This window comes from Pseudomonas sp. GW821-FHT09E04 (assembly GCF_059416185.1).
In genome coordinates, this window is record NZ_JBWKOR010000001.1 from 1,094,180 (window position 1) to 1,116,747 (window position 22,568).

The 22,568-nt window shown below is 58.6% G+C and carries 25 protein-coding genes; 7 read left to right on the forward strand and 18 right to left on the reverse strand.

Features of this window, described 5'->3' with window-relative positions:
- The first annotated feature begins 50 nt into the window (after positions 1 to 50).
- On the forward strand, positions 51 to 1,070 hold the full coding sequence (locus AC07N4_RS04950; protein WP_096822558.1) for a branched-chain amino acid aminotransferase: 1,020 nt from the start codon (positions 51 to 53) through the stop codon (positions 1,068 to 1,070).
- Positions 1,071 to 1,639: 569 nt separating this feature from the next.
- Here the strand turns inward: AC07N4_RS04950 and AC07N4_RS04955 are convergent.
- Positions 1,640 to 2,521, reverse strand: a complete 882-nt coding sequence (locus AC07N4_RS04955) for a hypothetical protein (RefSeq protein ID WP_102621995.1) — start codon at positions 2,519 to 2,521, stop codon at positions 1,640 to 1,642.
- Positions 2,522 to 2,723: 202 nt separating this feature from the next.
- On the opposite strand from AC07N4_RS04955, the gene AC07N4_RS04960 reads away from it, so the two are divergent.
- Positions 2,724 to 3,824, forward strand: a complete 1,101-nt coding sequence (locus AC07N4_RS04960) for a cytochrome P450 (protein WP_493065086.1) — start codon at positions 2,724 to 2,726, stop codon at positions 3,822 to 3,824.
- Here AC07N4_RS04960 and dmeF read toward each other — a convergent pair.
- Entirely contained in the window at positions 3,821 to 4,747 is a 927-nt protein-coding gene (gene dmeF, locus AC07N4_RS04965; protein ID WP_096822564.1) for a CDF family Co(II)/Ni(II) efflux transporter DmeF, read from the reverse strand. The two genes, AC07N4_RS04960 and dmeF, sit on opposite strands and share 4 nt — an antisense overlap.
- Positions 4,748 to 4,758: 11 nt before the next feature.
- On the reverse strand, positions 4,759 to 5,034 hold the full coding sequence (locus AC07N4_RS04970; protein WP_102621998.1) for a metal/formaldehyde-sensitive transcriptional repressor: 276 nt from the start codon (positions 5,032 to 5,034) through the stop codon (positions 4,759 to 4,761).
- Between the two features lie 488 nt (positions 5,035 to 5,522).
- On the opposite strand from AC07N4_RS04970, the gene AC07N4_RS04975 reads away from it, so the two are divergent.
- Both AC07N4_RS04975 and AC07N4_RS04980 read left to right on the forward strand, forming a co-directional pair.
- Positions 5,523 to 5,894 carry a DUF6124 family protein gene (locus AC07N4_RS04975; RefSeq protein ID WP_493065087.1) on the forward strand — a complete coding sequence of 124 codons (372 nt, stop codon included), beginning with the start codon at positions 5,523 to 5,525 and terminating at the stop codon, positions 5,892 to 5,894.
- Positions 5,895 to 5,904: 10 nt separating this feature from the next.
- Positions 5,905 to 6,186 (forward strand): hypothetical protein, encoded by a 282-nt coding sequence (locus AC07N4_RS04980; protein WP_493065088.1) that lies wholly within the window; start codon positions 5,905 to 5,907, stop codon positions 6,184 to 6,186.
- Positions 6,187 to 6,259: 73 nt separating this feature from the next.
- Here AC07N4_RS04980 and AC07N4_RS04985 read toward each other — a convergent pair whose 3' ends face one another.
- Both AC07N4_RS04985 and AC07N4_RS04990 read right to left on the reverse strand, forming a co-directional pair.
- On the reverse strand, positions 6,260 to 6,670 hold the full coding sequence (locus AC07N4_RS04985; RefSeq protein WP_493065089.1) for a hypothetical protein: 411 nt from the start codon (positions 6,668 to 6,670) through the stop codon (positions 6,260 to 6,262).
- Between the two features lie 36 nt (positions 6,671 to 6,706).
- On the reverse strand, positions 6,707 to 7,045 hold the full coding sequence (locus tag AC07N4_RS04990) for an FKBP-type peptidyl-prolyl cis-trans isomerase (RefSeq protein ID WP_007952931.1): 339 nt from the start codon (positions 7,043 to 7,045) through the stop codon (positions 6,707 to 6,709).
- 142 nt (positions 7,046 to 7,187) lie between these two features.
- Here AC07N4_RS04990 and AC07N4_RS04995 point away from each other — a divergent pair, with 142 nt between their 5' ends.
- Positions 7,188 to 8,264: a diguanylate cyclase domain-containing protein gene (locus AC07N4_RS04995; protein ID WP_493065090.1), complete on the forward strand. Its 1,077-nt coding sequence runs from the start codon at positions 7,188 to 7,190 to the stop codon at positions 8,262 to 8,264.
- 3 nt (positions 8,265 to 8,267) lie between these two features.
- Here AC07N4_RS04995 and AC07N4_RS05000 read toward each other — a convergent pair whose 3' ends face one another.
- The 3 genes from AC07N4_RS05000 to AC07N4_RS05010 form a co-directional block, all read right to left on the reverse strand.
- Entirely contained in the window at positions 8,268 to 8,732 is a 465-nt protein-coding gene (locus AC07N4_RS05000) for a hypothetical protein (RefSeq protein ID WP_493065091.1), read from the reverse strand.
- A gap of 101 nt (positions 8,733 to 8,833) precedes the next feature.
- A complete protein-coding gene (locus AC07N4_RS05005) occupies positions 8,834 to 9,142 on the reverse strand; it encodes an RcnB family protein (RefSeq protein ID WP_493065092.1) in 309 nt (102 codons plus the stop codon).
- A 180-nt stretch (positions 9,143 to 9,322) separates the two neighbouring features.
- Positions 9,323 to 11,272 (reverse strand): alkaline phosphatase family protein, encoded by a 1,950-nt coding sequence (locus AC07N4_RS05010; protein WP_493065093.1) that lies wholly within the window; start codon positions 11,270 to 11,272, stop codon positions 9,323 to 9,325.
- Positions 11,273 to 11,795: 523 nt separating this feature from the next.
- Between AC07N4_RS05010 and AC07N4_RS05015 the strand changes: the two genes are divergently transcribed.
- The gene (locus tag AC07N4_RS05015; RefSeq protein WP_096822573.1) at positions 11,796 to 13,088 is read left to right on the forward strand and encodes an MFS transporter; all 1,293 of its coding nucleotides are present in this window, start codon (positions 11,796 to 11,798) and stop codon (positions 13,086 to 13,088) included.
- A 13-nt stretch (positions 13,089 to 13,101) separates the two neighbouring features.
- A complete protein-coding gene (locus AC07N4_RS05020; protein WP_493065094.1) occupies positions 13,102 to 13,869 on the forward strand; it encodes a substrate-binding domain-containing protein in 768 nt (255 codons plus the stop codon).
- Here AC07N4_RS05020 and AC07N4_RS05025 read toward each other — a convergent pair.
- The 10 genes from AC07N4_RS05025 to AC07N4_RS05070 all read right to left on the reverse strand — a co-directional run bounded on the left by AC07N4_RS05025 (position 13,859) and on the right by AC07N4_RS05070 (position 22,527).
- Positions 13,859 to 14,773 carry a LysR family transcriptional regulator gene (locus tag AC07N4_RS05025; RefSeq protein ID WP_102622005.1) on the reverse strand — a complete coding sequence of 305 codons (915 nt, stop codon included), beginning with the start codon at positions 14,771 to 14,773 and terminating at the stop codon, positions 13,859 to 13,861. The genes AC07N4_RS05020 and AC07N4_RS05025 overlap by 11 nt on opposite strands.
- 106 nt (positions 14,774 to 14,879) lie before the next feature.
- Entirely contained in the window at positions 14,880 to 15,497 is a 618-nt protein-coding gene (locus AC07N4_RS05030) for a hypothetical protein (protein WP_493065095.1), read from the reverse strand.
- A gap of 92 nt (positions 15,498 to 15,589) precedes the next feature.
- The gene (locus tag AC07N4_RS05035; protein WP_096822576.1) at positions 15,590 to 16,651 is read right to left on the reverse strand and encodes a 3-oxoacyl-ACP synthase III family protein; all 1,062 of its coding nucleotides are present in this window, start codon (positions 16,649 to 16,651) and stop codon (positions 15,590 to 15,592) included.
- Positions 16,648 to 16,890 (reverse strand): acyl carrier protein, encoded by a 243-nt coding sequence (locus AC07N4_RS05040; RefSeq protein WP_096822577.1) that lies wholly within the window; start codon positions 16,888 to 16,890, stop codon positions 16,648 to 16,650. Before AC07N4_RS05040 ends, AC07N4_RS05035 begins: the two co-directional genes overlap by 4 nt.
- Positions 16,891 to 16,923: 33 nt before the next feature.
- Positions 16,924 to 18,282: a class I adenylate-forming enzyme family protein gene (locus AC07N4_RS05045; protein WP_493065096.1), complete on the reverse strand. Its 1,359-nt coding sequence runs from the start codon at positions 18,280 to 18,282 to the stop codon at positions 16,924 to 16,926.
- Between the two features lie 46 nt (positions 18,283 to 18,328).
- Entirely contained in the window at positions 18,329 to 18,655 is a 327-nt protein-coding gene (locus tag AC07N4_RS05050) for a hypothetical protein (protein WP_493065097.1), read from the reverse strand.
- Positions 18,656 to 18,693: 38 nt separating this feature from the next.
- On the reverse strand, positions 18,694 to 19,500 hold the full coding sequence (locus AC07N4_RS05055) for an SDR family oxidoreductase (RefSeq protein WP_096822580.1): 807 nt from the start codon (positions 19,498 to 19,500) through the stop codon (positions 18,694 to 18,696).
- Positions 19,500 to 20,273: an SDR family NAD(P)-dependent oxidoreductase gene (locus AC07N4_RS05060; protein WP_096822581.1), complete on the reverse strand. Its 774-nt coding sequence runs from the start codon at positions 20,271 to 20,273 to the stop codon at positions 19,500 to 19,502. The genes AC07N4_RS05055 and AC07N4_RS05060 overlap by 1 nt, the downstream gene beginning before the upstream one ends.
- Positions 20,270 to 21,451, reverse strand: coding sequence for an oxidoreductase (locus AC07N4_RS05065; protein ID WP_102622008.1), 1,182 nt, complete (start codon positions 21,449 to 21,451; stop codon positions 20,270 to 20,272). The genes AC07N4_RS05060 and AC07N4_RS05065 overlap by 4 nt, the downstream gene beginning before the upstream one ends.
- Positions 21,448 to 22,527: an AfsA-related hotdog domain-containing protein gene (locus tag AC07N4_RS05070; protein WP_493065098.1), complete on the reverse strand. Its 1,080-nt coding sequence runs from the start codon at positions 22,525 to 22,527 to the stop codon at positions 21,448 to 21,450. Before AC07N4_RS05070 ends, AC07N4_RS05065 begins: the two co-directional genes overlap by 4 nt.
- Between the last annotated feature and the right edge of the window lie 41 nt (positions 22,528 to 22,568).

The window sequence follows — 22,568 nt, forward strand, 5'->3', positions numbered from 1 at the left end:
CGTCAGAAGCCTTGAACCGTTTCGACGGTTGTTAAGTGATAGAGGGTGTCATGGGTAACGAAAGCATCAATTGGGACAAGCTGGGTTTTGATTACATCAAGACCGATAAACGCTATCTGTCGTACTTTCGCAACGGCGAGTGGGACAAAGGCACCCTGACCGAAGACAACGTGCTGCACATCAGCGAAGGCTCCACTGCCCTTCACTATGGCCAGCAATGCTTCGAAGGCCTGAAGGCCTATCGTTGCAAGGACGGCTCGATCAACCTGTTCCGTCCGGACCAGAACGCCGCCCGCATGCAGCGCAGCTGCGCCCGCCTGCTGATGCCGCATGTGTCCACCGAGCAATTCATCGAAGCGTGCAAGGACGTGGTTCGCGCCAACGAGCGTTTCATCCCGCCTTACGGCACCGGCGGCGCGCTGTACCTGCGTCCGTTCGTGATCGGCGTGGGTGACAACATCGGCGTGCGCACCGCACCGGAGTTCATCTTCTCGGTGTTCGCGATCCCGGTGGGCGCCTACTTCAAGGGCGGCCTGACCCCGCACAACTTCCAGATCTCCTCCTTCGACCGCGCCGCGCCACAAGGCACCGGTGCCGCCAAGGTCGGTGGCAACTACGCTGCCAGCCTGATGCCGGGCTCCCAGGCCAAGAAAGCGCACTTCGCTGACGCCATCTACCTGGATCCGCTGACCCACAAGAAGATCGAGGAAGTCGGTTCGGCCAACTTCTTCGGGATCACCCACGACAACAAGTTCGTGACCCCGAACTCGCCATCGGTACTGCCGGGCATCACCCGTCTGTCCCTGATTGAACTGGCCAAGTCCCGTCTGGGCCTGGAAGTGGTCGAAGGCGACGTGTTCATCGACAAGCTGTCGGACTTCAAGGAAGCCGGTGCTTGCGGTACCGCTGCGGTGATCACCCCGATCGGCGGCATCAGCTACAACGACCACCTGCACGTGTTCCACAGCGAAACCGAAGTCGGCCCTGTGACCCAGAAGCTCTACAAAGAGCTGACCGGCGTGCAGACCGGCGACGTCGAAGCGCCAGCCGGCTGGATCGTCAAGGTTTGATCTGACGCCCAGATGCACAAAAGCCCCCATCGAGTGATCGATGGGGGCTTTTGCTTTTACAGGTCACACCTTCGATAGCTTCTGCTGGAAAATCATAGATTAGACCTGTTGCGACCATAACTTGCTTCTTCCCACCCTCAATGGCAAGCATGATTATCGAATTTAATCGGCTAACAACCACGTTGAGTTACTTCTGCCACCATATATTCCTACGATCCCCGATCGCTGCAAAATCGGCAGCACATAATTGATACAGCGTACTCCTCTGTTTTCCATTCGCGACGAGGCACATAACGCACCCGAGTCATCGGGCTCATTACTCGCCCCCACAAGGCACGGATTTTCAACGCTATGTGCATTATGAAAAAGATATGCAAGCGTAGCGACAAACGCAGTTTGATTGATCAAAATATTCTGCGGAAGTATTCGAATGAAATCGGGTGTAACCTGTGAAATTTCGAACTCGACCCCCCTTATCTGATCAGGCGTCACGTACGTCTGACCGATTGCCAATCGCTCCCAAGAACCCGACACTCGCGCTTCACATTGAATACACATCGCCACACCCACTACTTATAGATTACACAAAGATCTTCATTTACCTTGCCCAAGCTTGTTATAGCGGCAACATAGATAGCGACCAACTTATAACACAGCTCAATAGAAGTAGACCAATTACTGGTCCTATGAGATTCACCTATACGAAGTGTTACCTCACCACTTCCAAGTGATAACTCGTAGTCTCTATGTCCCTTATGAATCCCGAGATTATGCACCGTATTTCTGAGGGCCCCATAAAACTCTACCACCTCTTTATGAAAATCAAGGTCATCGAGATCAGAAGGCATCTTCGAAAAAATATAATCAACCTTCCCCTTGCCCGACATAAATGGGCTGCTTTTTTCCATTATATTTTTTAGTATCTGCTGGCGTTCAGGTTCAGTTTTTGCGTTATATTCTCCTATCTGCTCCTTCACAAACGCTTCTTTTTTTTCTCTCCGTTTGGCGTCCGTTTCCTTAATTGACTCGTAAAGCCTACCCATCCAGAACTCGAACACTGAATAAGAACTGACTGTAAAATCCAGAAAACTACTGCCTATCATGTATTCAACACGATTACCGTACATATCCTTGATGTCATCCATCGCCATTCGAAACAGTCTTTCGTCCTCTTCTTTAAAATGTTCTGTTTTCAATTCCGCAAACAGCTCCTGAAGGGGGCCGCGCTCCGGCAGGCAATTTGTAACTTCATCATTCATAAAAAAATACAAAAGCACATCAACTGCACCTGACATATCACTAAAGAATGTGTGCCCCAACTTTGGTTCGACTTTCGCCCCCAAATCCAGATCCAGCATATCACCCGCAAAAAGACAGTGCCCCTTCAGCATTATCAATTGATAAATGCGAGCCTTATTGTTTTTGTCAAATTCAATTTCTTTTTTATACATGTCATTTCCCTTAGCTACTAAAACAGTCCATTCAGAAGACTAAAAACTTGCTTTCACACCATTACTTCAGTTCAACTGGCCAGCATTTAACATCTGGCTATCAAAGTATCTCACACCAAAACACGCCTTGATCTCTATAAGACCATTGTCTGTCAAACTCAGCGCTCGACTCTCCCTTTCCCCACCGACAAGGTTGCGAACCATGGACCCGATCATCGCTGCGACTCACGCCGATCCCTACCCTTACTACGCCAAACTGCGCGCGGCGGGCGGTTTGACCTTTCATCACGGACTGAAACTGTGGATCGCCAGCAGCGCCCGAGCGGTGTGCGCGGTGCTGGCGCATGCGGATTGCCGGGTGCGCCCGGTGCAGGAGCCGGTGCCCAACGCCATCGCCGATGGCATGGCGGGCAAGGTGTTCAGCCAGTTGATGCGCATGAATGACGGCGAAGCTCAGCGCTGCCCACGTTCGGCCATTGAGCCGACGCTGGGGCTGATCAATGACGAAGATGTCAGAGCGCTGGTCGCCGCACGGTTGGTGACTAACGATGCCGACGGCTTATATAAGGCAATGTTTCGCGGCCCGGTGTGCGTGGTTGCGGCTTTGCTCGGATTCACTCCGGCACAAGCGCGGGCGATCAGTGAGCTGACTGCGGATTTTGCAGCGTGCCTTTCACCGCTGAGCAATGACCTGCAACTGGCGGCAGCGCATCGAGCGGCTGAGCAATTGTACGGTTACTTCATTGAATTACTGGCGGAGCCAAACCCGTTTCTCGCCGACATCCAACAGCGCTTTTCAGGCGAAGAAGACGTGCTGATCGCCAACCTGATCGGCCTTTGCTCGCAGACCTTTGAAGCCACCGCCGGCCTGATCGGCAACGCGCTGGTCGCGTTGCAGCGTCAGCCCGAATTACGCGATGTGCCAGTGGATTCGCTGTTGGCCGAAGTCCAGCGCCTCGATCCATCAGTGCAGAACACCCGACGTTTTGTCGCGAACACCTGCGAAATCGACGGCGTGCGACTTGAAGCGGGCGACGTGATTCTGGTGTTGCTCGCCTCAGCCAACCGCGACCCGGCACTGAACGAAAACCCGGATCGATTTCTGCCGGATCGCCCGAACCGCCGCAGTTTCACGTTCGGCAGCGGCCGTCATCAATGCCCGGGGCAAAGGTTGGCGATGACCATTGCCAGCGCCACCGTCGGTGAAATCCTCACCCATGACATCGACCTGAAGCGGTTCGCCTGGCATTACCGCCCTTCCCTCAATGGGCGGATTCCATTGTTCTGCGAGGCAACGACTTAAGCGTTGCGCAATTCGATGGTCAGGTGCGACAGCTCATGCACCGGTGCCAGACGCTCGCGAATCGCCTCGGCAGTCACGCCCGCAGCCGCCACCACACTGACAATCGCCGCTCGCGCCTGCGGGCCGACCTGCCAGACGTGCAAATCGCTGATGCGCACGTCGTCGGACGTTTCCAGCAATTCGCGGATCTCCTCGGCCACCGGTTCATCGGTGGTGTCGAGCAGCACGGCGGCGCTGTCGCGCATCAGGTTCCAGGCCCATTTGGCGATGACGATGGAACCGACGATGCCCATCACCGGATCCATCCACACCCAGCCCAGATAGCGACCGGCAAGCAGCGCGGCAATCGCCAGCACCGACGTCAACGCATCGGCCAGTACGTGCACGTAGGCTGAGCGCAGGTTGTTGTCGTGATGGTGGTGATGGCCATGATCGTGGCTATGGCCGTGGTCATGATGACCGTGATGACCAGCCAGCAAAAAGGCGCTGAGCAGGTTGACGCCCAGGCCGACCACGGCGATCAAGGTTGCTTCGCCGAACGCCACACTGGTGGGCTCGAACAGGCGGAAAATCGACTCCCCGGCAATCCCCAGCGACACCAGCCCCAGCACCATGGCCGAGGCAAAACCCGCCAGATCGCCGACCTTGCCGGTGCCGAAACTGTAGCGCCGGTTGTTGGCGTTGCGCCGGGCAAAACCATAGGCCGCCGCCGCGATACCGAGGGCGCCGGCGTGGGTCGCCATGTGGAAACCATCGGCCAGCAGTGCCATGGAACCGGTGAGGTAACCGGCAGCAATTTCACCGATCATCATCACGAACGTCAGCGCCACCACCCACAAGGTGCGGCGGGCGTTGTCGTCGTGGGACGCGCCAAGAAACTGGTGATCGTGGGAAAAGTCGTCAGACCGAGTCGTCAGATTCATGGGGTCGGTGCTCACTTGGAATAACGGCGGATGGCTTGCAGCAACTCTTCCACGCCCTGGGCGCGGGCTTCATCGCTGAGGTCGGGATGGGCGACATGCTCGCGGGCATGGGCCTCGATGAACTGCTCCATCAAGCCATTGACCGCGCCGCGAATCGCCGCCATCAGGTGCAACGTCTTGGCGCAATCGGCCTCGGACTCCAACGCCTTTTCGACGGCCTGAACCTGCCCGGCAATGCGCCGGACCCGGTTGAGCAACTCGCCTTTGTGTTCGTGCGTGTGCGACATACCTATACCCCCTACCCCTATATGGCGAGCATAGTCGCTGTTCGGATCGAAAGGGGCAAGGTCAATTTTGGATTGTGGGATAAACGGATGACTTCAGCCTACGCACAACCCATGTGGGAGCGAACTTGTTCGCGATGGCGGACTGAAAAATGACGCATCATTTTGCCCCCATCTGGGAGGCTACATCGCCTTGCGCCTTTGCCTACAACTACGCCAGAATCCGCCGGCTTGTGCGGTTTTGAGGGCGTCGGTAACTTGATTCGCGTCACTGAATGGTCAGTGAACGGGTTTAGTCGCTCGGTATTACCTTCAAACTGCATAACGCTCCAAACAGACAGGTTTTCAATACCTGCACTTAATGGTAGCTGTGCGCAGGGCACCTTCGGGTGCACCGGTTTGGAAGGTTGCCGGTCGACTAACCTGCGTATAGCTGCCACCTTTTCGTTTAGTCGCGAGGTGGTGTCGGCATCACTTTGGAAACCTTCGAAATGTTCAAAATCACACCGAATCCTCCCGAAACAGATGTCGAAACTGATTCAGACCCAACTTCGCCCTACTCCTCCACCGACTCAAAAAAACTCCACGAAGCCGCCGAGCGCGCCCTCGACCATTACCTGAAACCCACCGCCCCGAAACAGCACTGCCCCGGCCGCATGTTCCTCATCGCCCCCCACATCGATCAACATGCCTTGCTGGCCCACGCCTGCGAATCGATGGCCTCGGCCAGCGTGATGCTCAGCGACTTCGCCGCGCTGCTGGACCCGCCCTACCGCAGTACCGTCCTGGGCATCGCCCAAGTGGTGATGTGTGGCGAGCTCGCCGTGAACCGGGCGCTGGACACGATCGATGCTACGACCTGAGGAATACTCCATGGAAAGCAAATCCGATGCACACGTCGTCGCCGCCCTGATCTCCATCGGCCTCAACGAGAAAGACAGCCAATGGGCCGAAAAGGCCTGCCTACTCCTGCTCGAGAGCGAAAGAAAATCCATCGTCACCGCCGCTCTCGAAGCCCTCGTCCATCTCGCCCGCGATCACGGCAAACTGGACCGCAACCGAGTAATGCCGGCACTTCACAGCGTCAAACGCAGATTTCCGAGCCTGACCAGCACGGTTGCCGCAACGCTGGATGAGATGGCGATGGCTGCGTAACGCCTCGGGTAAAGGCAAGAAAAAACCCGCTGGCTCCGTAAAAGGAGGCAGCGGGTTGTATAGGCGGACGCAATCAGCGCCGAAAGTCAGACAGGATAAACGGCGTATGACCTCTCAGGTAACGATCGACCTCTTCCAACGAGTGCAATCCGTCGCTCGAAGAAACGATGGAGCCTTGAACATCCTGGCGAGTCAGGGTCACGGTATAACCCCCCTCTTCCTCCAGCAGAACGCCGGTGAATCTGACCTGTTGCCCGCCTTCTTCTGCAAAGGAAGTCACTGTCAGGCTTCGAGACGCCAGCGTCGTCGTCACACGATCCTTGAGCACTTTGCTCTTTGCTATCTGTTCCCTGGCCACAACCCAAGTGCCAACCGCCACAGCAGCGTTGAGCACAGCCATATACCCGTAAGACCAGCGCCCGTGCGACGAGTGCTTCTCGCCCAACCACTCGGCAAACTGGAAAATCATGTTCCACACGTCCATGCGCCAATTCCTGACTGTGATCATCAAACGCCGGAATCAATCCTCCCGCGTCAAAACCTCGAGCAACTCAATCTCGAACACCAGATTCGAATTCGGCGGGATCTTGCCCATCGTCCGCTCGCCATAGCCCAAATGCGCCGGCACCAGCAGTTTGCGTTTACCGCCGACCTGCATGCCCATGATCCCTTGGTCCCAGCCCTTGATCACCCGGCCCGTACCGATCACGCACTGGAACGGCTTGCCCCGGCTCCAGGACGAATCGAACTCGGTACCGTCTTCCAGCCAACCGGTGTATTGGGTGGTGATCAATGCGCCTTTGACGGCGGCTTTTCCGTCGCCGGGCTGAAGATCGATTATCTGCAGTTCATCATTCATAACATTCACTCTATTGTTCCGCTGGCCGCCGTTTTCCCAGAAATGCCGGCCATTGGCAACCGTTTGACCCAGCATTGGTCGTGATGGATGATGGCCACCCGCTACCAACCCCGAATCGATAAGCCATGTCAGCGATGCTTGAATGACTCAACTCTGGATCGGTTTCGCCCTCGTCGTTGTGTTGATGGTCGTGATCGCCGTGTTGATTCGTCGCGAGCGTGCCCTGCGTCGGCAGCTTGCCGAGTACCGCGAACTGCTCACCCGCGCCGCCGAAGGCCAGAACATTCACCAGGATGGCGATGCCGAACGCTTCAAGCGCAGTCAGTATTTCGCCCGGATCGGCACCTGGGATTGGGAAGTCGACACTGATCGGCTCTATTGGTCCGACGCAATCTTCGGCATGTTCGGCTTCAAGATCGGCGAAGTGACGCCGTCCTACGCCTTGTTCTGCTCCTGCGTCCACCCGGACGACCGCGCCAAGGTGCGCGCCGGGGAATTGCGTTGCCTGGAAACCGGCGAAAACCACGACGAGGAATACCGCGTGGTCTGGCCCGATGGCACGATTCGCTGGCTAAGGGAAACCGGCAATGTGGTGAAGAACGATCATGACGCGATGATCAAGATGATGGGCGTGGTGCGCGATATCACCGAAGAGAAGGCCTCGGCCAGTTACCTTCAGCACCTGGCACATTTCGACCCGCTGACCGGTTTGCCCAATCGACTGGTGCTGGAAGAACGCCTGTCGGAAGCGCTGGAGCATGCCCGCGCTACCGAGACCCGGGTGGCGCTGGTGTTCATCGATCTCAACGGTTTCAAAAGCATCAACGACCGCTACGGCCATGCCGCCGGCGACCGCGTTTTGATCACCACCGCTACGCGTTTGAAACGCATCCTGCGGGTCAGCGACACCGTCGCCCGCATCGGCGGCGACGAGTTCGTGGTCATTCTCCAGGGCCTCGCCCCCGGCCTGAATCTGCAGGACGAAGCGCGGAGCATCTGCCAGAAAATCTTCATCGAACTGTCCCCACCGATCACCATCGGCAACGACCAGCGCCACATCGGCACCAGCCTCGGCGTCGCCGTGTTCCCCGACCATGCGCCGACCATGGATCGGCTGCTGCACATTGCGGATCTGGCGATGTACGAGGCCAAGCGCAGCGGGAATAATCAGTATCGGTTGGGTGGCGGGCAGGCGGTGACTCACAGTCGGGTCGATTGAATCTCAGCGCTCAGGGGTACCGAACACGACACTGTTGAAGGTATGCGTGCAGCATTGGCAGTTGGGCGTCATGTCTTCAGCCTTCAGGTCGGGATTGACGATTTGAAGGCGCTTGTTCTCATCGACGTATAACCCACTGTAGATGCTGGACTCACCCATCCCCACGACATCGCTTCGCTCATGTTCATGCAGAGCGACCATCCAGAACACCGGTTCCTGCCGATCCAGCCGCGACACCGCCTCACTGAAAATCTCGTCCCAATCACCACCGACACGCGACAGCAGAAAGCGAAACAACGGCGTGTAATCGTAGCCATGATGCTTGATGCCATGCATCGAGCCGCGTGTAGCCTCACTGTGAATTTCAGCCTTGGTGTTTCGCTGATGCCGATAATGCCCGCCCAGGTTGTTGCGCCAGACGTTGTGGGCCGTGGTGTTTTCTTTGCGGTAGAGGGGTTTCTTTTCCAACGAATTGCTCCTGACATCCAGTCACTCGAAACGCCCCTCGCGTTTTACCCGAACGGCGCTCGAATGCAATCAACCGTCCATGGCCAATTGTTGCTGGCGATCTAACGCTCCACCGGCTTGATATCCACAATCGTCCCATTAGTAATCATCACCATCACGTACTTGTCATTCATCTGCACCCACTGCGCCTGAGGATCGGGTTGCTTGAGGCCTTTCTGTTTCCAGTTCTTGATGGCTTTTTCGCTGCGCTGATAGACATCCGGAGCACGGTCGTTGACCTTCAGTTCGCGGCCGTCGATGGGCGAACGTTCGACGGTGTCGGTCGAGGGTTGCGCCGCTTGAACGAGCGGGCTGATCCCGGCGATGCCGGCGACGAGGGCCAGGCTGGCGATCAGGGTCTTGTTGTTCATCGGTGAACCTCCTTCAGATGTGTGATACCTGAACTCCGACTGCGGGGTTCTGGAATCATTCCTTGTTTTTAGTCATGAACGCCTGAGTGAGGATAAATCAGCATCGACCCTCCCCGTAGAGAAGAAGATAGATACTGATTTTGACTGAAGTGAAAAAGCTGACGGTGTGCTGATCTGTCTCTACGGCTTGCCTGCTGCAGTCTTCGCCCGTCGCCGCTGCACTCTCATTAAATGGACTCTCCCCAGAACCGATGCGGCATAAAGTTCAGCATCAATACGACTCAATGCGGCTTTGGCCTTGAGTGCAACATCCGGTGGAGCCAAAGAAAGCCCTTGAGCCGACAATTCGGCATCGGTCTTGCGAAGTATTGCGAGTGCACCTGCGAGGTTGCCGGAGTCAGGAACCGGTCCGGAAAGAATGGCAGCCTCTGCCATTGGAGCCAGTCGCGCCCTGGTTCCCTTGATCACAGGTATGGGTGTGGGTAAGGCGGCTAACGTTTCTCGCGGCGTTGATAGCGATAGCAGGTGCAGCGGCGTGTTCGCTTCGGCATCCCGACGAGTCAACGCTGGCAAACCCCACAAGGCTTCCAGCAAGGCAGGTACAGAGGAGTGGTCGTATGGCGTGGGATCTACCGTTCCCGGGGCGATCAGGGGAGATACGGCGACGGCAGGCACCCGAACACCGGCAGTCCTGAAGTCAAAACCATGAGTGTTATAACCATAGGAGGGATTATCACCGGGGGCAGGAATACTCCCTGGCTTTACCGAATCGTAGAACCCGCCATGCTCGTCATAAATGACCAGCAGTAAGCTGGTGTTCCAATAAGGCGAATTCCGGATGGCCGAGTAGACCGCGCTGAGCATGTTCTCACCGCCATAGACATCGTCCATCGGATGCTGCGACGAACCGCCGGCATAGGTTCCATTGGCCAAATTTCCATAATGCGGCTCTATGAAGGTATAGCCGTAAGGATAAGGACCTTGAAGGTCGTTGGCGAAAGACCCCAATGAATGCATATCCAACATACTGATACCGTTCAGCGCTGAAACCTGGGTGATTGCTCCAAGCTTCGATCCGCTATTGGGGTCATCACTGTAGAGGCTAAGACCATTGGCTTGAGCATCATGATAAATGCGATAGGGAATATTCGCGTTTTCCAAACGTTGAAAGATGGAACCGTTCGGGTATTTGAATCCACTCAGTTCCCACCCGGCCATCTGAGGCTTTGTCGGACTGTCATCGAAACCGGAAGAAGACGCTCCATGCACAAAAAAACGGTTAGGCCATGTCGGCCCCGGCATCGAGGAGAACCAGTGATCGCAGACTGCGAATTGCGTTGCCAGGTTATAGATCGCTGGCAATTGATGCCGCGTATCAAAGCAAGACATGACATCGATTATCTGTTCTGGGTGCGGTGGTTTGTGCGGGGTTTCAGAGGTAGATGTGGAATAACTACTGGCGAACCCGGAGTTATCGATAGGAGGATAAGGGGCGCCCGACGGAAAAGGGCCCGCAACACCGGTCAACTGCTGAACAACATCAACAAATTCATGACCGGGATCTGTTGGCATACTTAAAGGCGCACTGCCTTGAACGAAATATTTTTCGCTTTTGATTTCATTGTAGTCATTTTTGGTAGCAGCGCTTATTCCGGGAATTCCAGACATGGCAAAGACATTATCAAACGAATGATTTTCCAGCATCAGTACAAAGACATGAGTAATAGGCGCTACCGGTGCCACACGCGTCATCCCGTCTGAACTACCTCCGGACTTCAGCGCCACATTGAATGTCGTGGGGCTGACAGAAAGAGTAAGGGTCTGGTCCGCGTCAGCACTTTGTAGTTGGCATTCTTTCCAGTATTCCTCGGTGGAACTACCAGAATTAATGTAGAACCCTGCAGATGGACCATCCTTGACGTGTACCAGTACAGACCAATAATCCAGAATCGCGCTTGAGCCAAAACCCGTCTCGAAAAAAACCGTCATCGGACCTGCGATCTGCCCCGGCTCAGCTGGCCATGAACCGCGCTGTGTGCCGTTACTCTGGTTGGTGTGAAACAGGATAATCTCGGCATTCCCGTTCGTGGCGTTGGTGATCATGATCTTGGCTGACTGTTGCGTTGCCATGTCGCTACCTCCGTGTAAGACATATGTGGAAATTAATTAGCATTTGCCCAGGCTCGCCGGCCCGCGCATGACAATAACTTAAACGTCTCACGCCGGATGGTTAAAACTAATAGCAGTGCCGTGACATGGGCGCAAATATCACTTAGACGGAATAGCGAGCACGCCCTGCACAACCATGCAATTTCGCTATTGCCGGGCAACTCCAAAACCACTTTCATCAACCCAGGCATTGATAGTTAATTGAAACAACTCAACACTCCCTTCGCGAAACTTTCACACTTTATTGATTAATCATCATTTGACTGAAAAAACGATATTCCCGCCAAGTTCGGATCAAGTTGACACCTGGAGCAGCCAGAGGGCCTTCAGGGTCAAAGGTCGCAGAAATTGATACGCTTTGAACATCAATCCATGCCAACTATGCAATTAACAGATCGATCCCCCTGCGCCACTATCCGCCCCAATAAAAACCGTGCGCCGCCTCCCCGTCGCGCACGTCATAAAAGCGGTGGAGTATTTTTCGATGACAGCCTCAATCCCACACGGCGGCTCGCGGGCCGGCGCTATTTTCCGGGTCACCTCGGGCAACTTCCTCGAACAGTTCGACTTCTTTCTGTTCGGCTTCTACGCCACGCAGATCGCGGCGGTGTTCTTTCCGGCGAGCAGTGAGTTCGCTTCCCTGATGATGACGTTCGCGGTGTTCGGCGCAGGCTTTTTGATGCGTCCGCTGGGGGCGATCGTGCTCGGTGCGTACATCGATGACGTCGGGCGTCGCAAAGGTTTGATCGTCACCCTGTCGATCATGGCCAGCGGCACGATATTGATTGTGCTGGTACCCGGATACGAAACCATTGGTCTGTTTGCCCCGGCACTGGTGCTGGTCGGGCGCTTGCTGCAGGGTTTCTCGGCCGGTGCAGAACTGGGCGGCGTTTCGGTGTATCTCTCGGAGATTGCCACACCGGGCCGCAAAGGTTTCTTCACGGCCTGGCAGTCGGCCAGCCAACAGGTTGCGATCATCGTTGCAGCCGCGCTGGGCTTTGCCTTGAACCAGTGGATGGCGCCGGACGTGATTGCCGATTGGGGCTGGCGGATTCCGTTTTTCGTCGGTTGCATGATCGTGCCGTTCATCTTCCTGCTGCGTCGCAACCTGGCGGAAACCGAAGAGTTCGCCGCCCGCAAACATCGCCCGAGCATGAAAGAAGTGTTCCGCACCCTCGGCCAGAACTGGGTCGTGGTACTTGGCGGGATGTTGATGGTTGCCCTGACCACCACCGCGTTCTACCTGATCACCGTGTACGCGCCGACCTTCGGCAAAACCGTGCTGCACCTGAGCACGTCGGATGCGTTGCTGGTGACGTTGCTGGTGGGCGTTTCGAACTTCTTCTGGCTGCCGATTGGCGGCGCGCTGTCCGACCGGATTGGCCGTCGTCCGCTGTTGATTGCCATGTCGTTGCTTGCCCTGGCCACCACGTATCCGGCGCTGTCGTATCTGGTGCAGGCGCCGAGCTTCAGCCACATGCTGATGTCGCTGCTGTGGCTGTCGTTCATCTACGGCATGTACAACGGCGCGATGATTCCGGCGCTGACCGAGATCATGCCGGTGGAAGTGCGGGTGGCGGGTTTCTCGCTGGCCTACAGCCTCGCTACTGCCGTGTTCGGTGGGTTCACGCCGGCAATGTCGACCTTCCTGATCCAGTACACCGGCGACAAGGCTGCACCGGGTTACTGGATGAGCGTCGGCGCGCTGTGTGCGTTGTGCGCGACGCTGTATCTGTATCGCCGCGCAGGTGGTCGTCTGCAACCTGCGGTCGCTTGAGGAGCCAGCCAACATGAAAAAGCTCTTCAATCTGACCGCCCTCGCCCTCCTCGCTTTCAGCGCATTCGCACAGGCCGAGGAGCTGCGGGTGATGACCTCCGGCGGTTTCACCGCAGCCTACAAAATCCTCGCGCCGAAATTCGCCGCGAACACCGGCAACACCCTCGACACCATCCTCGGCCCGTCGATGGGCAAGGCCCCGGAAGCGATCCCCAATCGCCTCGCCCGGGGTGAGCAGGCCGACGTGGTGATCATGGTCGGCTACGCCCTCGACGACTTGATCAAACAAGGCAAGGTCGACCCGACCTCGCGGGTGGAACTGGCGGATTCGCGGATCGGCCTGGTGGTGCGCGAAGGCGCGCCGAAACCGGACATCAGCAACGTCGACGCCCTGAAGAAAACCCTGCTCGATTCGCAATCGGTGGCCTACTCGGACAGCGCCAGCGGCGTGTACATCGAGCAGCAATTGTTCAAGAAGCTTGGCATCGAAGATCAGCTGAAACCGAAGGCGAAGATGATCCCGAAAATCCCGGTGGGCTCGGTGGTCGCCACCGGCGATTATCAACTGGGCTTCCAGCAGGTCAGTGAGTTGCTGCCGGTGCCGGGGGTGAGTTTTGTCGGGAAGATTCCGGAGTCGGTGCAGTCGGTAACACGTTTTGCAGCGGGGATTCCGGTCGGTGCGCAGCATCCGCAGGAAGCCAAGGCGTTGCTCGCCTACCTCGCCGCGCCGGCCGCCCAGGCCGACGTGCAGGCCACCGGACTGGATTCGGTCAAGCGCTGACCTTCGGCGGCTGGACTTTCATTTCCACCACCAGCCGCTCCAGTTCCAGTGCCGCCGGGGTCAGCGTACGGCCCCGGCGCTTGATGATGCCCACGCTGCGCATCACTTGCGGATCGGTCAGCGGCACCCGCGTCAGGATCGGATGATCCGCCGCCGGCATCGCCATCAATGGCACCGCCGCCACACCCAACCCCGCTTCCACCAGACCGATCATCGTTGTCACGTGCAGGGTTTCGCAGATGCTCGGCCGCTGCGGCACCACCTTCGCCAGTGCCTGATCGAGCAGGAAACGATTGCCCGACGTCTTGTCCAGCGAGATGTAGTCCTGCTGGTAAAACTCATCCCAACTGACGCTGCTGCGCCCCGCCAACGGGTGATCACGACGACAAGCCACCACGTAGCTCTCCTGCACCAGCGGCTCGAAATCCACGCCCGCCTCCTGGGTACCCATGAAACTCAGGCCGAAATCCGCCTCGCCATTGACCACCGCCGTCAGCACGTCATGGGCGCTGGAATCGAGGACTTTGACTTTGATTCGCGGGAACTGCTGGTGATAGCGGGCGACCACCCGTGGCATGAAGTAATACGCCGCCGACGGCACGCAGGCGACGGTAACGTGGCCCTGCCGGTTCGAGGCAACTTCACTAATGCCGAGCAACGCCACGTCCAGATCATCCAGCAAACGCTCGACACTCGGCATGAAACCGCGTCCGGCCTGGGTCAGGCTGACTTTGCGTGTGGTGCGCTCGAACAGCTTCACGCCGAGGGCGTCTTCAAGCTTTTCGATGCGTCGGCTCAGGGCCGGTTGCGAGATGCGCACGGTGTCCGCGGCCTTGCGGAAACTGCCCTGCTCGACCACGGCGCGAAAGGCTTGCAGGTCGTTGAGGTCGAAGTTGATGGCCATGGGAGACTCGGGAGGAATTGATTCGCTGAGGCTATAAATGTAACCAATTGATGCAAATTATTACAGAACCTCGATTCGATCCCCCCATAGGGCGGCCAGCCCCGGCCTACTGGATGGGTGCCGGAAATTGCCGCTGGATCGTCGCCAGGGTTCGACGCCGAATCCAGCCGCTGGCCAGGCGGATCGCCAGCCAATACGGTGTGAACAACCATCGGGTTCGAGTGTTGGGGCAAAACACGAACGTTTCGGTGCGTAACGTACGTGCGCCCTCTGCCTGCTCGATGACTTGAAAACGCAACACCAGCCTGGCGACGCGGGAATCGTCCAGCGACATGAACGCCGGAGCATCCGCCACAAGGCAAGCGTCCAGATCCGGGCGCCAGAAACGCCCCGCCAGTCCCAGGGACACTTCGTGGTCAGTGCGCCGCAGCAAGGTGAAAGTGTCAAAACCGAACGGCGCGGGCGCGGGTTGCGGTCGGTTGCTGATGGCTCTGATCAGCTTTGCCGGCAGTTCGCGCAGGCGAAGCAAGGCATCGGCCACCCGATCCGCGCGCATGTCCAAGGCACACACGGCGGCGATGATGGCATCGGGCTGAGCATCAATTGCGCCCGATTGGTGAAATTCGTAAAAGTTGAATCGCGGAAGAAACGGCGAGGGTGAAATCCCGTGGGCATCGGTTCCGTCGCCAAAGATCCCGAGCGTTTTCCAGAATGTCCCGAACATGCAGTGGCTTCCCTTTTCATCCGGTGGAGAAATCCGGAGTCCTTTCGGGAGTGCCCGCAGACATCCCCGAAAGTTCCGACAGCATTGGCCCGTCAGGCTTCCAGACGTTCGCCGGTGCCGGCCGCCTGCGTGGCCTTTTCAGGCACGTAGCACGGCGGCACGGCGAGCGTGCGCCGAAGGTCGAGCTTCAATGCGCCCCAGGACAGACCGGCACCAAATCCGCACAGCACGACGTTCTGGGCCTGCGCTGTGCCAACTGCGCTGTGGCGAGACAGGACAATCGGAATCGATGTAGAGCTGGTGTTGCCGACATCGTCGATGTCGATCGGCATCTTCTCCGGCGCGACGCCGATCATCCGCCGCAGGTAGTTGAGCATGAACCCGTTTGCCTGGTGCAGCACCAGCAAGTCGAGCGACGCCGGCGTCAACCCCGTCGCTTCAAGCAGCGACTTGACGGTCTGCGGTACCCGGTTCAGTGCAAAGTTCATCACCGCCGTACCGTCCATTTGCAGACGCTGGATCGAGGCACGAGTCTGGCTGTCACCCTCAGGCGTGTAGGCGATGTCGGATTCCAGGGCCTCACGACCACTACCGTCGGCTCCGCACAGGAACTCGAACGTCCCCTCGCCCGCCTCCAGCAGAGTGGCCGACGCTGCATCGCCAAACAGCATCTTCACATGCCGGTCGCGCCCGTCCAGCAGCTTGGTGGTCACATCCCCGGTGCACAGCAACACCTTTTTGCACGCGCCGGCGGCGATCAGCGCGCCGGCCTGAACCAGCGCAGTGACGTACCCCGAGCAACCGGCGGACACGTTCAGTACCAGACAGTGCTGGGGCAGTCCGAGCGCCTGCTGAACCAGGAAACCGACGCCCGGCACCCACGAGTCCGGAGTCTGGGTCACGACGATCAGTCCGTCGATCTCCTGCGCAGCGCACACGCCCTGATCCAGCAGGTGACGGCACGCGGCGATCACCAGGTCGGACGTGTCCAGCGATCCGGCTTCCCTGATCGATTCGATGCCGGTGCTTTTGGCGATGCGGGCCACTTCCTTGGCGCCGAACAGTTCGGCGAAGTCGTCCAGCCCTACACGCCGCTCGGGCAACGCGGACGTGACCGCACGCACGGTCACTCCGCAAAGGGTGCGCAGGGTCATGCGGTTTCCTTCATTTTCAGGGTTACCAGATCAAAGATGTCCTGCACCGTCACGATACGGTCCATCTCTTCGCCAGACACCGTCACGCCGGTCGATTCGAACACCAGGGCGACAATGCCGATCCTGGCCATCGAGTCCCAGTTGTCACTGTTCTCCAATCGGACATCGCCCTTCAGTTCATCCAGCGGCAGGGTCAGGATTTCCGCGATGCTTGCGCGCATTGCTTCGAGTACGGCCATGTTGTCATTTCCTTATAACGTGGTAATCAGGTCTTACGACCCGCTGAGGACGCCGGGATGGCGCATTTTCTTGAAGCGACTGGTGAACAGTGGCGTGTCGCTGACGGAAATCAGCCGGGGCAACTGCTCCGGTGACAGCACGTCGCGAATCGCCGCATACAGCCGTGGCTTGAACGCTTCCAGCGTTTCCGGTTCCAGCAAGGTGAACCGCGCGGCCACGATCTGACCGAGCAACGGGTTGGGCTGACCGTAGACCACGACGTCAGAAACGTTGTCGATGCCCATCAACACGCTCTCCACGTGAGACGGGAACACCTTCTTGCCGCCGACGTTGATCACATCGACCGCCCGCCCGCTGACCCTGAAGTACCCGTCGCGCTCTTCCGCTAGGTCCTGGGTAATCAGATAACCATCATCGGACAGCTCGCCCGGGCCACTCAGGTAACCGAGCATATTGGTCGCTCCGCGCACCTGCAGAATGCCGTCGACCACCCGCAGGCTGTAGGCCGGATCCTCGACGGTCATCCAGGCGCTGTCGCCGTCCAGACCCCGACAGGGCAACACACCGATTTCCGACATGCCGTACAACTGGTTCAGCCGCACCTGCGGCAATGTGCAAGCGATGCGTTGAATGGCTTCGGGCGAACTCGGCTCGGAGCCGAAATAGATACGTTGCAGGCTGCCGGTGTCCCAGGTCTGGAACACGCCGGTGATCGTCGTCAGGTTCAAAAGCGTCGGCGACACGTGCAGCGTTTGCACCTTGAACGTTTCGATACAGCGGCCGACTTCCTGAGGCGAACGTTCGTTGGGCAGGACCAGCGTCCCGTGTGTGGCCAGCGCCTGCAGGACGGTGACCAGCCCGCCGATGTGGTCGAACAGCAGGAACGCCAGAATCGCGCCACATTGCTCGGCCTTCAGATAACGCTCGAAGAACGGTGCGATGTCGTGCACGACGCCCTTGGCCGGTCCGGTCGAGCCGGACGAGAACACAATGAAACCGGCCTGCCGGCGCGACAGGAGACCGTCGACAGTCGGCGGCACCGCAGCACCATCGTTCGCCAGCACCGAGTAACCCTGCGGCCCGTTCCCCGTCACGGTAAACCGTGCGCCGGCAGCGTTCGCCAGATTCACCAACTGCTCGCTGTTTTTGGGCACCGACAACGCCACGACATTGTTGCGCCGCCACAGTGCAAACAGCAGGCAGACGCTGTTGAAGCTGTAGTTGTCGACCAGCAGCACACAGCAATCGCTGACCGATTGCGCCGCCAGCGACTCGGCATAGGCGTCAATCTGCCGGCATAGCTCGGCGTAAGTGAAGCGACCTTCGTCGCTGATGATCGCCAGCCTGTCCGCGCCGGCCTTCAGATGTTCCAGAAATGTTTCGACTTGCATGTCCACCTCTCGATAAAGGCGCCGCCCTGCGACGGCGACCGTTGAGTCAATTGGCCAGAGCCTCTGCACCGGCCGCCGTCAGGGCTGACTCCAACCGGTTCATGACATACGCGCACAGCGTGCCGAGTGTCGCGAACGGCGTGGCGGCCGCAGGCAGGTGGGAGGTATCGGCCAGGTGCACTTCGGCACCGAATCGATGGCGGATCTTTTCTTCGGTGTCGACGAGGATCGAGACCAGGGTCATGGAGTCGATGGTGCCTTCGACGCCATATAGCGGGCTGTCTTCACCACGGGACAGGTCGATGGGTTCGCTCAGTAACAGATCCTGTTGCCGCACAGCGGTTTCGACCAGGGTTTTGACTTCGTTCAGCATTCCAACATTCCTTTATTGGGGGTGCGTCCACGGGTTCGCTAGGTTTGGGGTAGCGGCTCGTTCGCCTTCGGTTGACGGGTCAGCACGGTCCTCATGTCGACGAACACGCCGCTTTTCAAGCCGTAGTCGGCGGGTGCGCCGATCACATCGCGGATGTCCTCGGCACGCTGGGCGGCGGAGATCATGTAACCAGGGGCAAGGGCCCGCTGTTGAAGGGAACGCAGATCCGGAAAATCGGCGGTCCTCTGGCTGAAGCTCACTTGCCGCGACAGCCCGGTGTCGACATTGCACAGGCCCAACACGGCAAAGAAGATGTCCGGGTTTTCTTCGGCGTAGACACCGCCCAGTGCCGCCAGCGCCGCTTTCGACAGGCTGTAGGTCAGCGTGCCCGCGCGAAAGCGCACACCGGCCATCGAAGCCGACAGCACGCAGGTGGTCGGTCGATGCGCCGAGGCGAGGATCAGATCGAGAATGGCCTTGTTCGCCAGCACATTGACGTTGAGCACATGCTGTACCTCCGCCACCGAAAACTCCTCGCCCCGGGCCGGCACGTTGCCGCTGATCCCCGCGTTGAGAAAGAGCACATCGACACCCCGGCTCAGGATCTCGGCGAACGGCCCTTTGAACAACTCACCCATGTCGCCGGTTTTCGAAAGATCGAATGACCGGAACCGGAAGTTCGGGTGCGACATGAAGCGGTAGGGTTCCCGCCTGGAAGTGCCGAACACGGTATAGCCGTGTTTCAGATGCAACTCGGTCAGCGCCTCGCCGATGCCGCTGCTCACGCCGGTGATGAACACCCGTTTGCCAGTTGGATGAGGCAGGTCGCGCTCTGTGGTGCTCATCAGAATTTACCGGCCGAAAAGCCGCCGTCCACTGGCATCACGGTGCCGGTGACGAACGATGAAGCATCGCTGAGCAGCCACAGGATCGCCGCAGAAATTTCGCCCGGATCGGCGAAACGTTTCATTACCGTGACCTGAAGTTTGTGTTTCGTGGACTCCGGGTTGGCCTTCAAGCGTTCCTCCGAGTTCATGCCGCCCATCGTCGGGCCGGGACACACCGCGTTGACGCGAACCGGATGGCGCTCCGGCAATGCCGCTTCCGCAGACTCGATGGCGCAGACCTGGGTCAGCATGTTCAGGGCGGCCTTGCTGGTGGAATAGGCACTCTGTCTGGCAACGCCCAGCAGGCCGGCACAGGACGACACGTTGACGATCGAGCCACCCGGATGCTTCGAGATCAGATTCGTCTGGTGTTTGAGCAACAACAGCGGGCCCAGCAGGTTGATCTCCAGCACGCGTTTCCAGTCGGCGAAATCCATGTCACGGATCGGTGCGTGTTTCGAGGTGACGCCGGCGTTGTTCACCGCCAGGTCGAGTCGCCCGTGGCGGTCGTTGATGATCCTGAACAGCTCGGCCACCGATGCCTCGTCCGTAACATCGCTCTTGATGAACATGCAGCGTTCGCCGAGCCGGCTTTGCGCAGTCAGGCCGTCATCCTCGTTGCGACCGGTGATGTAGCAGATGCAACCGGCTTCGACGAGCTTCTGGCTGACGTTGAAACCGATGCCGCGCGTACCCCCGACAACCAGGGCGATTTTTCCGGTGAAATTCATTTCAGACTTTCCTCATAGTGCAATTGCAGTTTTTCCGGCCGGCGGTAGTCAGGATTGACGCAGCAGTACACCCGCTCGGCCATGGGATCCTTCTTGTCACGGAAACAGAACGCATCGCCCCGGCAACGGTTGACCCGTCCGGCCTGACCGGCGAGCTCCTTGGCGATGAAATGGTTGTCGGCCAGCATGGCGCGGCCGAATCCGACGAAATCGGCATCGCCGCTCTCGATGATTTCGTTGGCTTGCGACACATCGCTGACCGAACCGGTGAAACCCACCGGAATCCGCACAAAACCTTTGAGGTAGCGACAGCCCGCACGCGACAGGGCCAGCGCCTGCGCCTTGTTCCTGAAAAAGAACGGAAAGGTTTCGCTGACACCTGTGGAACAGGTGATGGCCGCCACTCCGGCGGCCTCGAGCGCGACCACGACATCCCCCAGCAGACTCGCGCGCTGGCCTTCCTCACCCAGCCCGTCGTCGATGCCCAAACGCACGGTGACCGGCACCTGATCGCCGGTGGCCGCACGGATGCCTTCGACGATGGCTAGCAGCAATCGGGCCCGTTTGAGCGGGCTGCCGCCCCATTCATCCTCGCGGCGGTTGGTCCGCGGCGACAGGAAACTGCTGACCAGATAGCCGTTCGATGCCTGGACCTGGATCAGGGCGGCACCGGCCGCTTGTGCAAGCCGGGCGGCAGACGAGAATTGATCGACGCAGCGCAGGATCTGCGTGTGCGACATCGCCACCGCCCGCGCCTGGGGATAGGCCTTGAGGATCGCAGCGGACGCGATACCGCTCGGGCTGAGGATGATGCCCTGCTCCGACGGCATCGACTGCGGGCCGTAGTGCTGCAGCTGCACGCCCAGTGGAAAGCTTCTCTGCCGGGCGACTTCGAACAGCGGACGCAAGGCGTCGGCGTGAGCCGGCGACGTCAGTTTCAGGCCACGGCTGTTGTAGCGTGCGTCGGCATCCACACTGGCGTTGCCGAGAAAGCCGAAACCGGCCCCGCCGTCCATCAGCGATCGGTAGACCGCAAAGAACGCCGGCAAGGGCAAGCCGTGTTCGTCACACAGATCCATGCCCAGGGACGAAAAGTACATCCGGTTTTTCGCAACCACCTGCGCGCCCAGTTGCAGCACGCCGGTGGCCGGCATCGGCACGTCGATGTCATTGCTCATGCGCGCAACGCCCCGAGGGCCGCCTCGTCCAGATTGACGAATCCACGCTTGATCATGTCGCTCAGAGTCTGCAGGTCTTCGAACCCCAGTGCTGGGAATTCCCACGACGCGTGCCGGCCGTGGCCGACACTGAGGATGGCGGAGGAGAAATCCAGCTTGCCTTCATAACGGATGTGCAGCCTGGCCGAGTCGATGAAGTCGGTCTCCGGCATCGTCGTCACGCAGCCGCTCTTGCCCAGGCCCAGCAACTCCACATCGGCCTTGCGGCCCTGGCCATCGCTGACGCTGCACGCCAGTTTCGAAGGGTCGATGGGCGCGAACCAGTCGCTGGACTGAATGAAGATGTTCCGCGTTTTCTCGAACAGGCGGATGTCGATCACCGTAGCCTTGGTGTCGATGGTGGCGAACAGGGTCTGCCGCTGATAGAACGCCACTCGGAAGAAGATTTTCTTCGGCGATGTGCTGTCGGTCGGGGTCATGTTGTCGACCACCAGTTCGATGGGGTACATCAACTCCGCATAGGCGAAGAAGCTCGCGTTCAGTTCATTGACGCTGACGGTCACGTCACCCCGCGCATAACCGGTGTGGTGATACAGATGGTGATACACCGCCTGGCGCGCCGCTTCGATGAACATGGTGCCGGGCACATGTTCGTGGGACTTGCGGTAGAAAAAGTAGTTGTCGGCGTTGTTGATGAAGCGGAACGAACTGGCACGGCGGATGGCCGGAACCGACTCGCACAAACTCGCCACTGCCTGCTCCGGGCTGACGTTGGCAGCCGCGCCCTCCAGCAGGGCCGGAGTGACGATCTGGTACGGCAGCGCCCTCACCCGGCTCCATTCGTCGTCCGCCTCCGTGCCGCCCACGCGGCTCCTTTTCTGCACGTCGGGTGTCAGCTCAAAGGTTCGTTGCGAGCCGCTGCCGGCCGAAAACCGGCGCGCCAACAGGTCATTGTCGGCAGCCTGCAGAAGCGCTTCGTCGATGTGTAGCGGCAGCGCGACTCTCGGGGCGCAGATCAGTACGTCATCGGTCGAGCCTTTGTGCAAAAGCTCCGGTGAAATGCTCTCGTTGTTCATGTCGGGTCCACTCATTCTGGTCGTTGTTGTCTTGAAGGCAG

Excerpts from the sequence above, each read along its gene's own strand:
- AC07N4_RS04990 (WP_007952931.1), bottom strand. The coding sequence starts at position 7,045 with ATGAATGATGAACTGCAGATAATCGATCTTCAGCCCGGCGACGGAAAA.
- AC07N4_RS05045 (WP_493065096.1), bottom strand. The coding sequence starts at position 18,282 with ATGCAAGTCGAAACATTTCTGGAACATCTGAAGGCCGGCGCGGACAGG.
- AC07N4_RS05065 (WP_102622008.1), bottom strand. The coding sequence starts at position 21,451 with ATGAGCAATGACATCGACGTGCCGATGCCGGCCACCGGCGTGCTGCAA.
- AC07N4_RS04960 (WP_493065086.1), top strand. The coding sequence starts at position 2,724 with ATGGACCCGATCATCGCTGCGACTCACGCCGATCCCTACCCTTACTAC.
- AC07N4_RS05070 (WP_493065098.1), bottom strand. The coding sequence starts at position 22,527 with ATGAACAACGAGAGCATTTCACCGGAGCTTTTGCACAAAGGCTCGACC.
- AC07N4_RS05005 (WP_493065092.1), bottom strand. The coding sequence starts at position 9,142 with ATGAACAACAAGACCCTGATCGCCAGCCTGGCCCTCGTCGCCGGCATC.
- AC07N4_RS05010 (WP_493065093.1), bottom strand. The coding sequence starts at position 11,272 with ATGGCAACGCAACAGTCAGCCAAGATCATGATCACCAACGCCACGAAC.
- AC07N4_RS04985 (WP_493065089.1), bottom strand. The coding sequence starts at position 6,670 with ATGGACGTGTGGAACATGATTTTCCAGTTTGCCGAGTGGTTGGGCGAG.
- AC07N4_RS05055 (WP_096822580.1), bottom strand. The coding sequence starts at position 19,500 with ATGAGCACCACAGAGCGCGACCTGCCTCATCCAACTGGCAAACGGGTG.
- AC07N4_RS04995 (WP_493065090.1), top strand. The coding sequence starts at position 7,188 with ATGACTCAACTCTGGATCGGTTTCGCCCTCGTCGTTGTGTTGATGGTC.
- AC07N4_RS04975 (WP_493065087.1), top strand. The coding sequence starts at position 5,523 with ATGTTCAAAATCACACCGAATCCTCCCGAAACAGATGTCGAAACTGAT.
- AC07N4_RS05015 (WP_096822573.1), top strand. The coding sequence starts at position 11,796 with ATGACAGCCTCAATCCCACACGGCGGCTCGCGGGCCGGCGCTATTTTC.
- dmeF (WP_096822564.1), bottom strand. The coding sequence starts at position 4,747 with ATGAATCTGACGACTCGGTCTGACGACTTTTCCCACGATCACCAGTTT.
- AC07N4_RS05035 (WP_096822576.1), bottom strand. The coding sequence starts at position 16,651 with ATGACCCTGCGCACCCTTTGCGGAGTGACCGTGCGTGCGGTCACGTCC.
- AC07N4_RS04955 (WP_102621995.1), bottom strand. The coding sequence starts at position 2,521 with ATGTATAAAAAAGAAATTGAATTTGACAAAAACAATAAGGCTCGCATT.
- AC07N4_RS04950 (WP_096822558.1), top strand. The coding sequence starts at position 51 with ATGGGTAACGAAAGCATCAATTGGGACAAGCTGGGTTTTGATTACATC.
- AC07N4_RS05050 (WP_493065097.1), bottom strand. The coding sequence starts at position 18,655 with ATGCTGAACGAAGTCAAAACCCTGGTCGAAACCGCTGTGCGGCAACAG.
- AC07N4_RS05030 (WP_493065095.1), bottom strand. The coding sequence starts at position 15,497 with ATGTTCGGGACATTCTGGAAAACGCTCGGGATCTTTGGCGACGGAACC.
- AC07N4_RS04970 (WP_102621998.1), bottom strand. The coding sequence starts at position 5,034 with ATGTCGCACACGCACGAACACAAAGGCGAGTTGCTCAACCGGGTCCGG.
- AC07N4_RS05020 (WP_493065094.1), top strand. The coding sequence starts at position 13,102 with ATGAAAAAGCTCTTCAATCTGACCGCCCTCGCCCTCCTCGCTTTCAGC.
- AC07N4_RS05060 (WP_096822581.1), bottom strand. The coding sequence starts at position 20,273 with ATGAATTTCACCGGAAAAATCGCCCTGGTTGTCGGGGGTACGCGCGGC.
- AC07N4_RS05040 (WP_096822577.1), bottom strand. The coding sequence starts at position 16,890 with ATGGCCGTACTCGAAGCAATGCGCGCAAGCATCGCGGAAATCCTGACC.
- AC07N4_RS04980 (WP_493065088.1), top strand. The coding sequence starts at position 5,905 with ATGGAAAGCAAATCCGATGCACACGTCGTCGCCGCCCTGATCTCCATC.
- AC07N4_RS05025 (WP_102622005.1), bottom strand. The coding sequence starts at position 14,773 with ATGGCCATCAACTTCGACCTCAACGACCTGCAAGCCTTTCGCGCCGTG.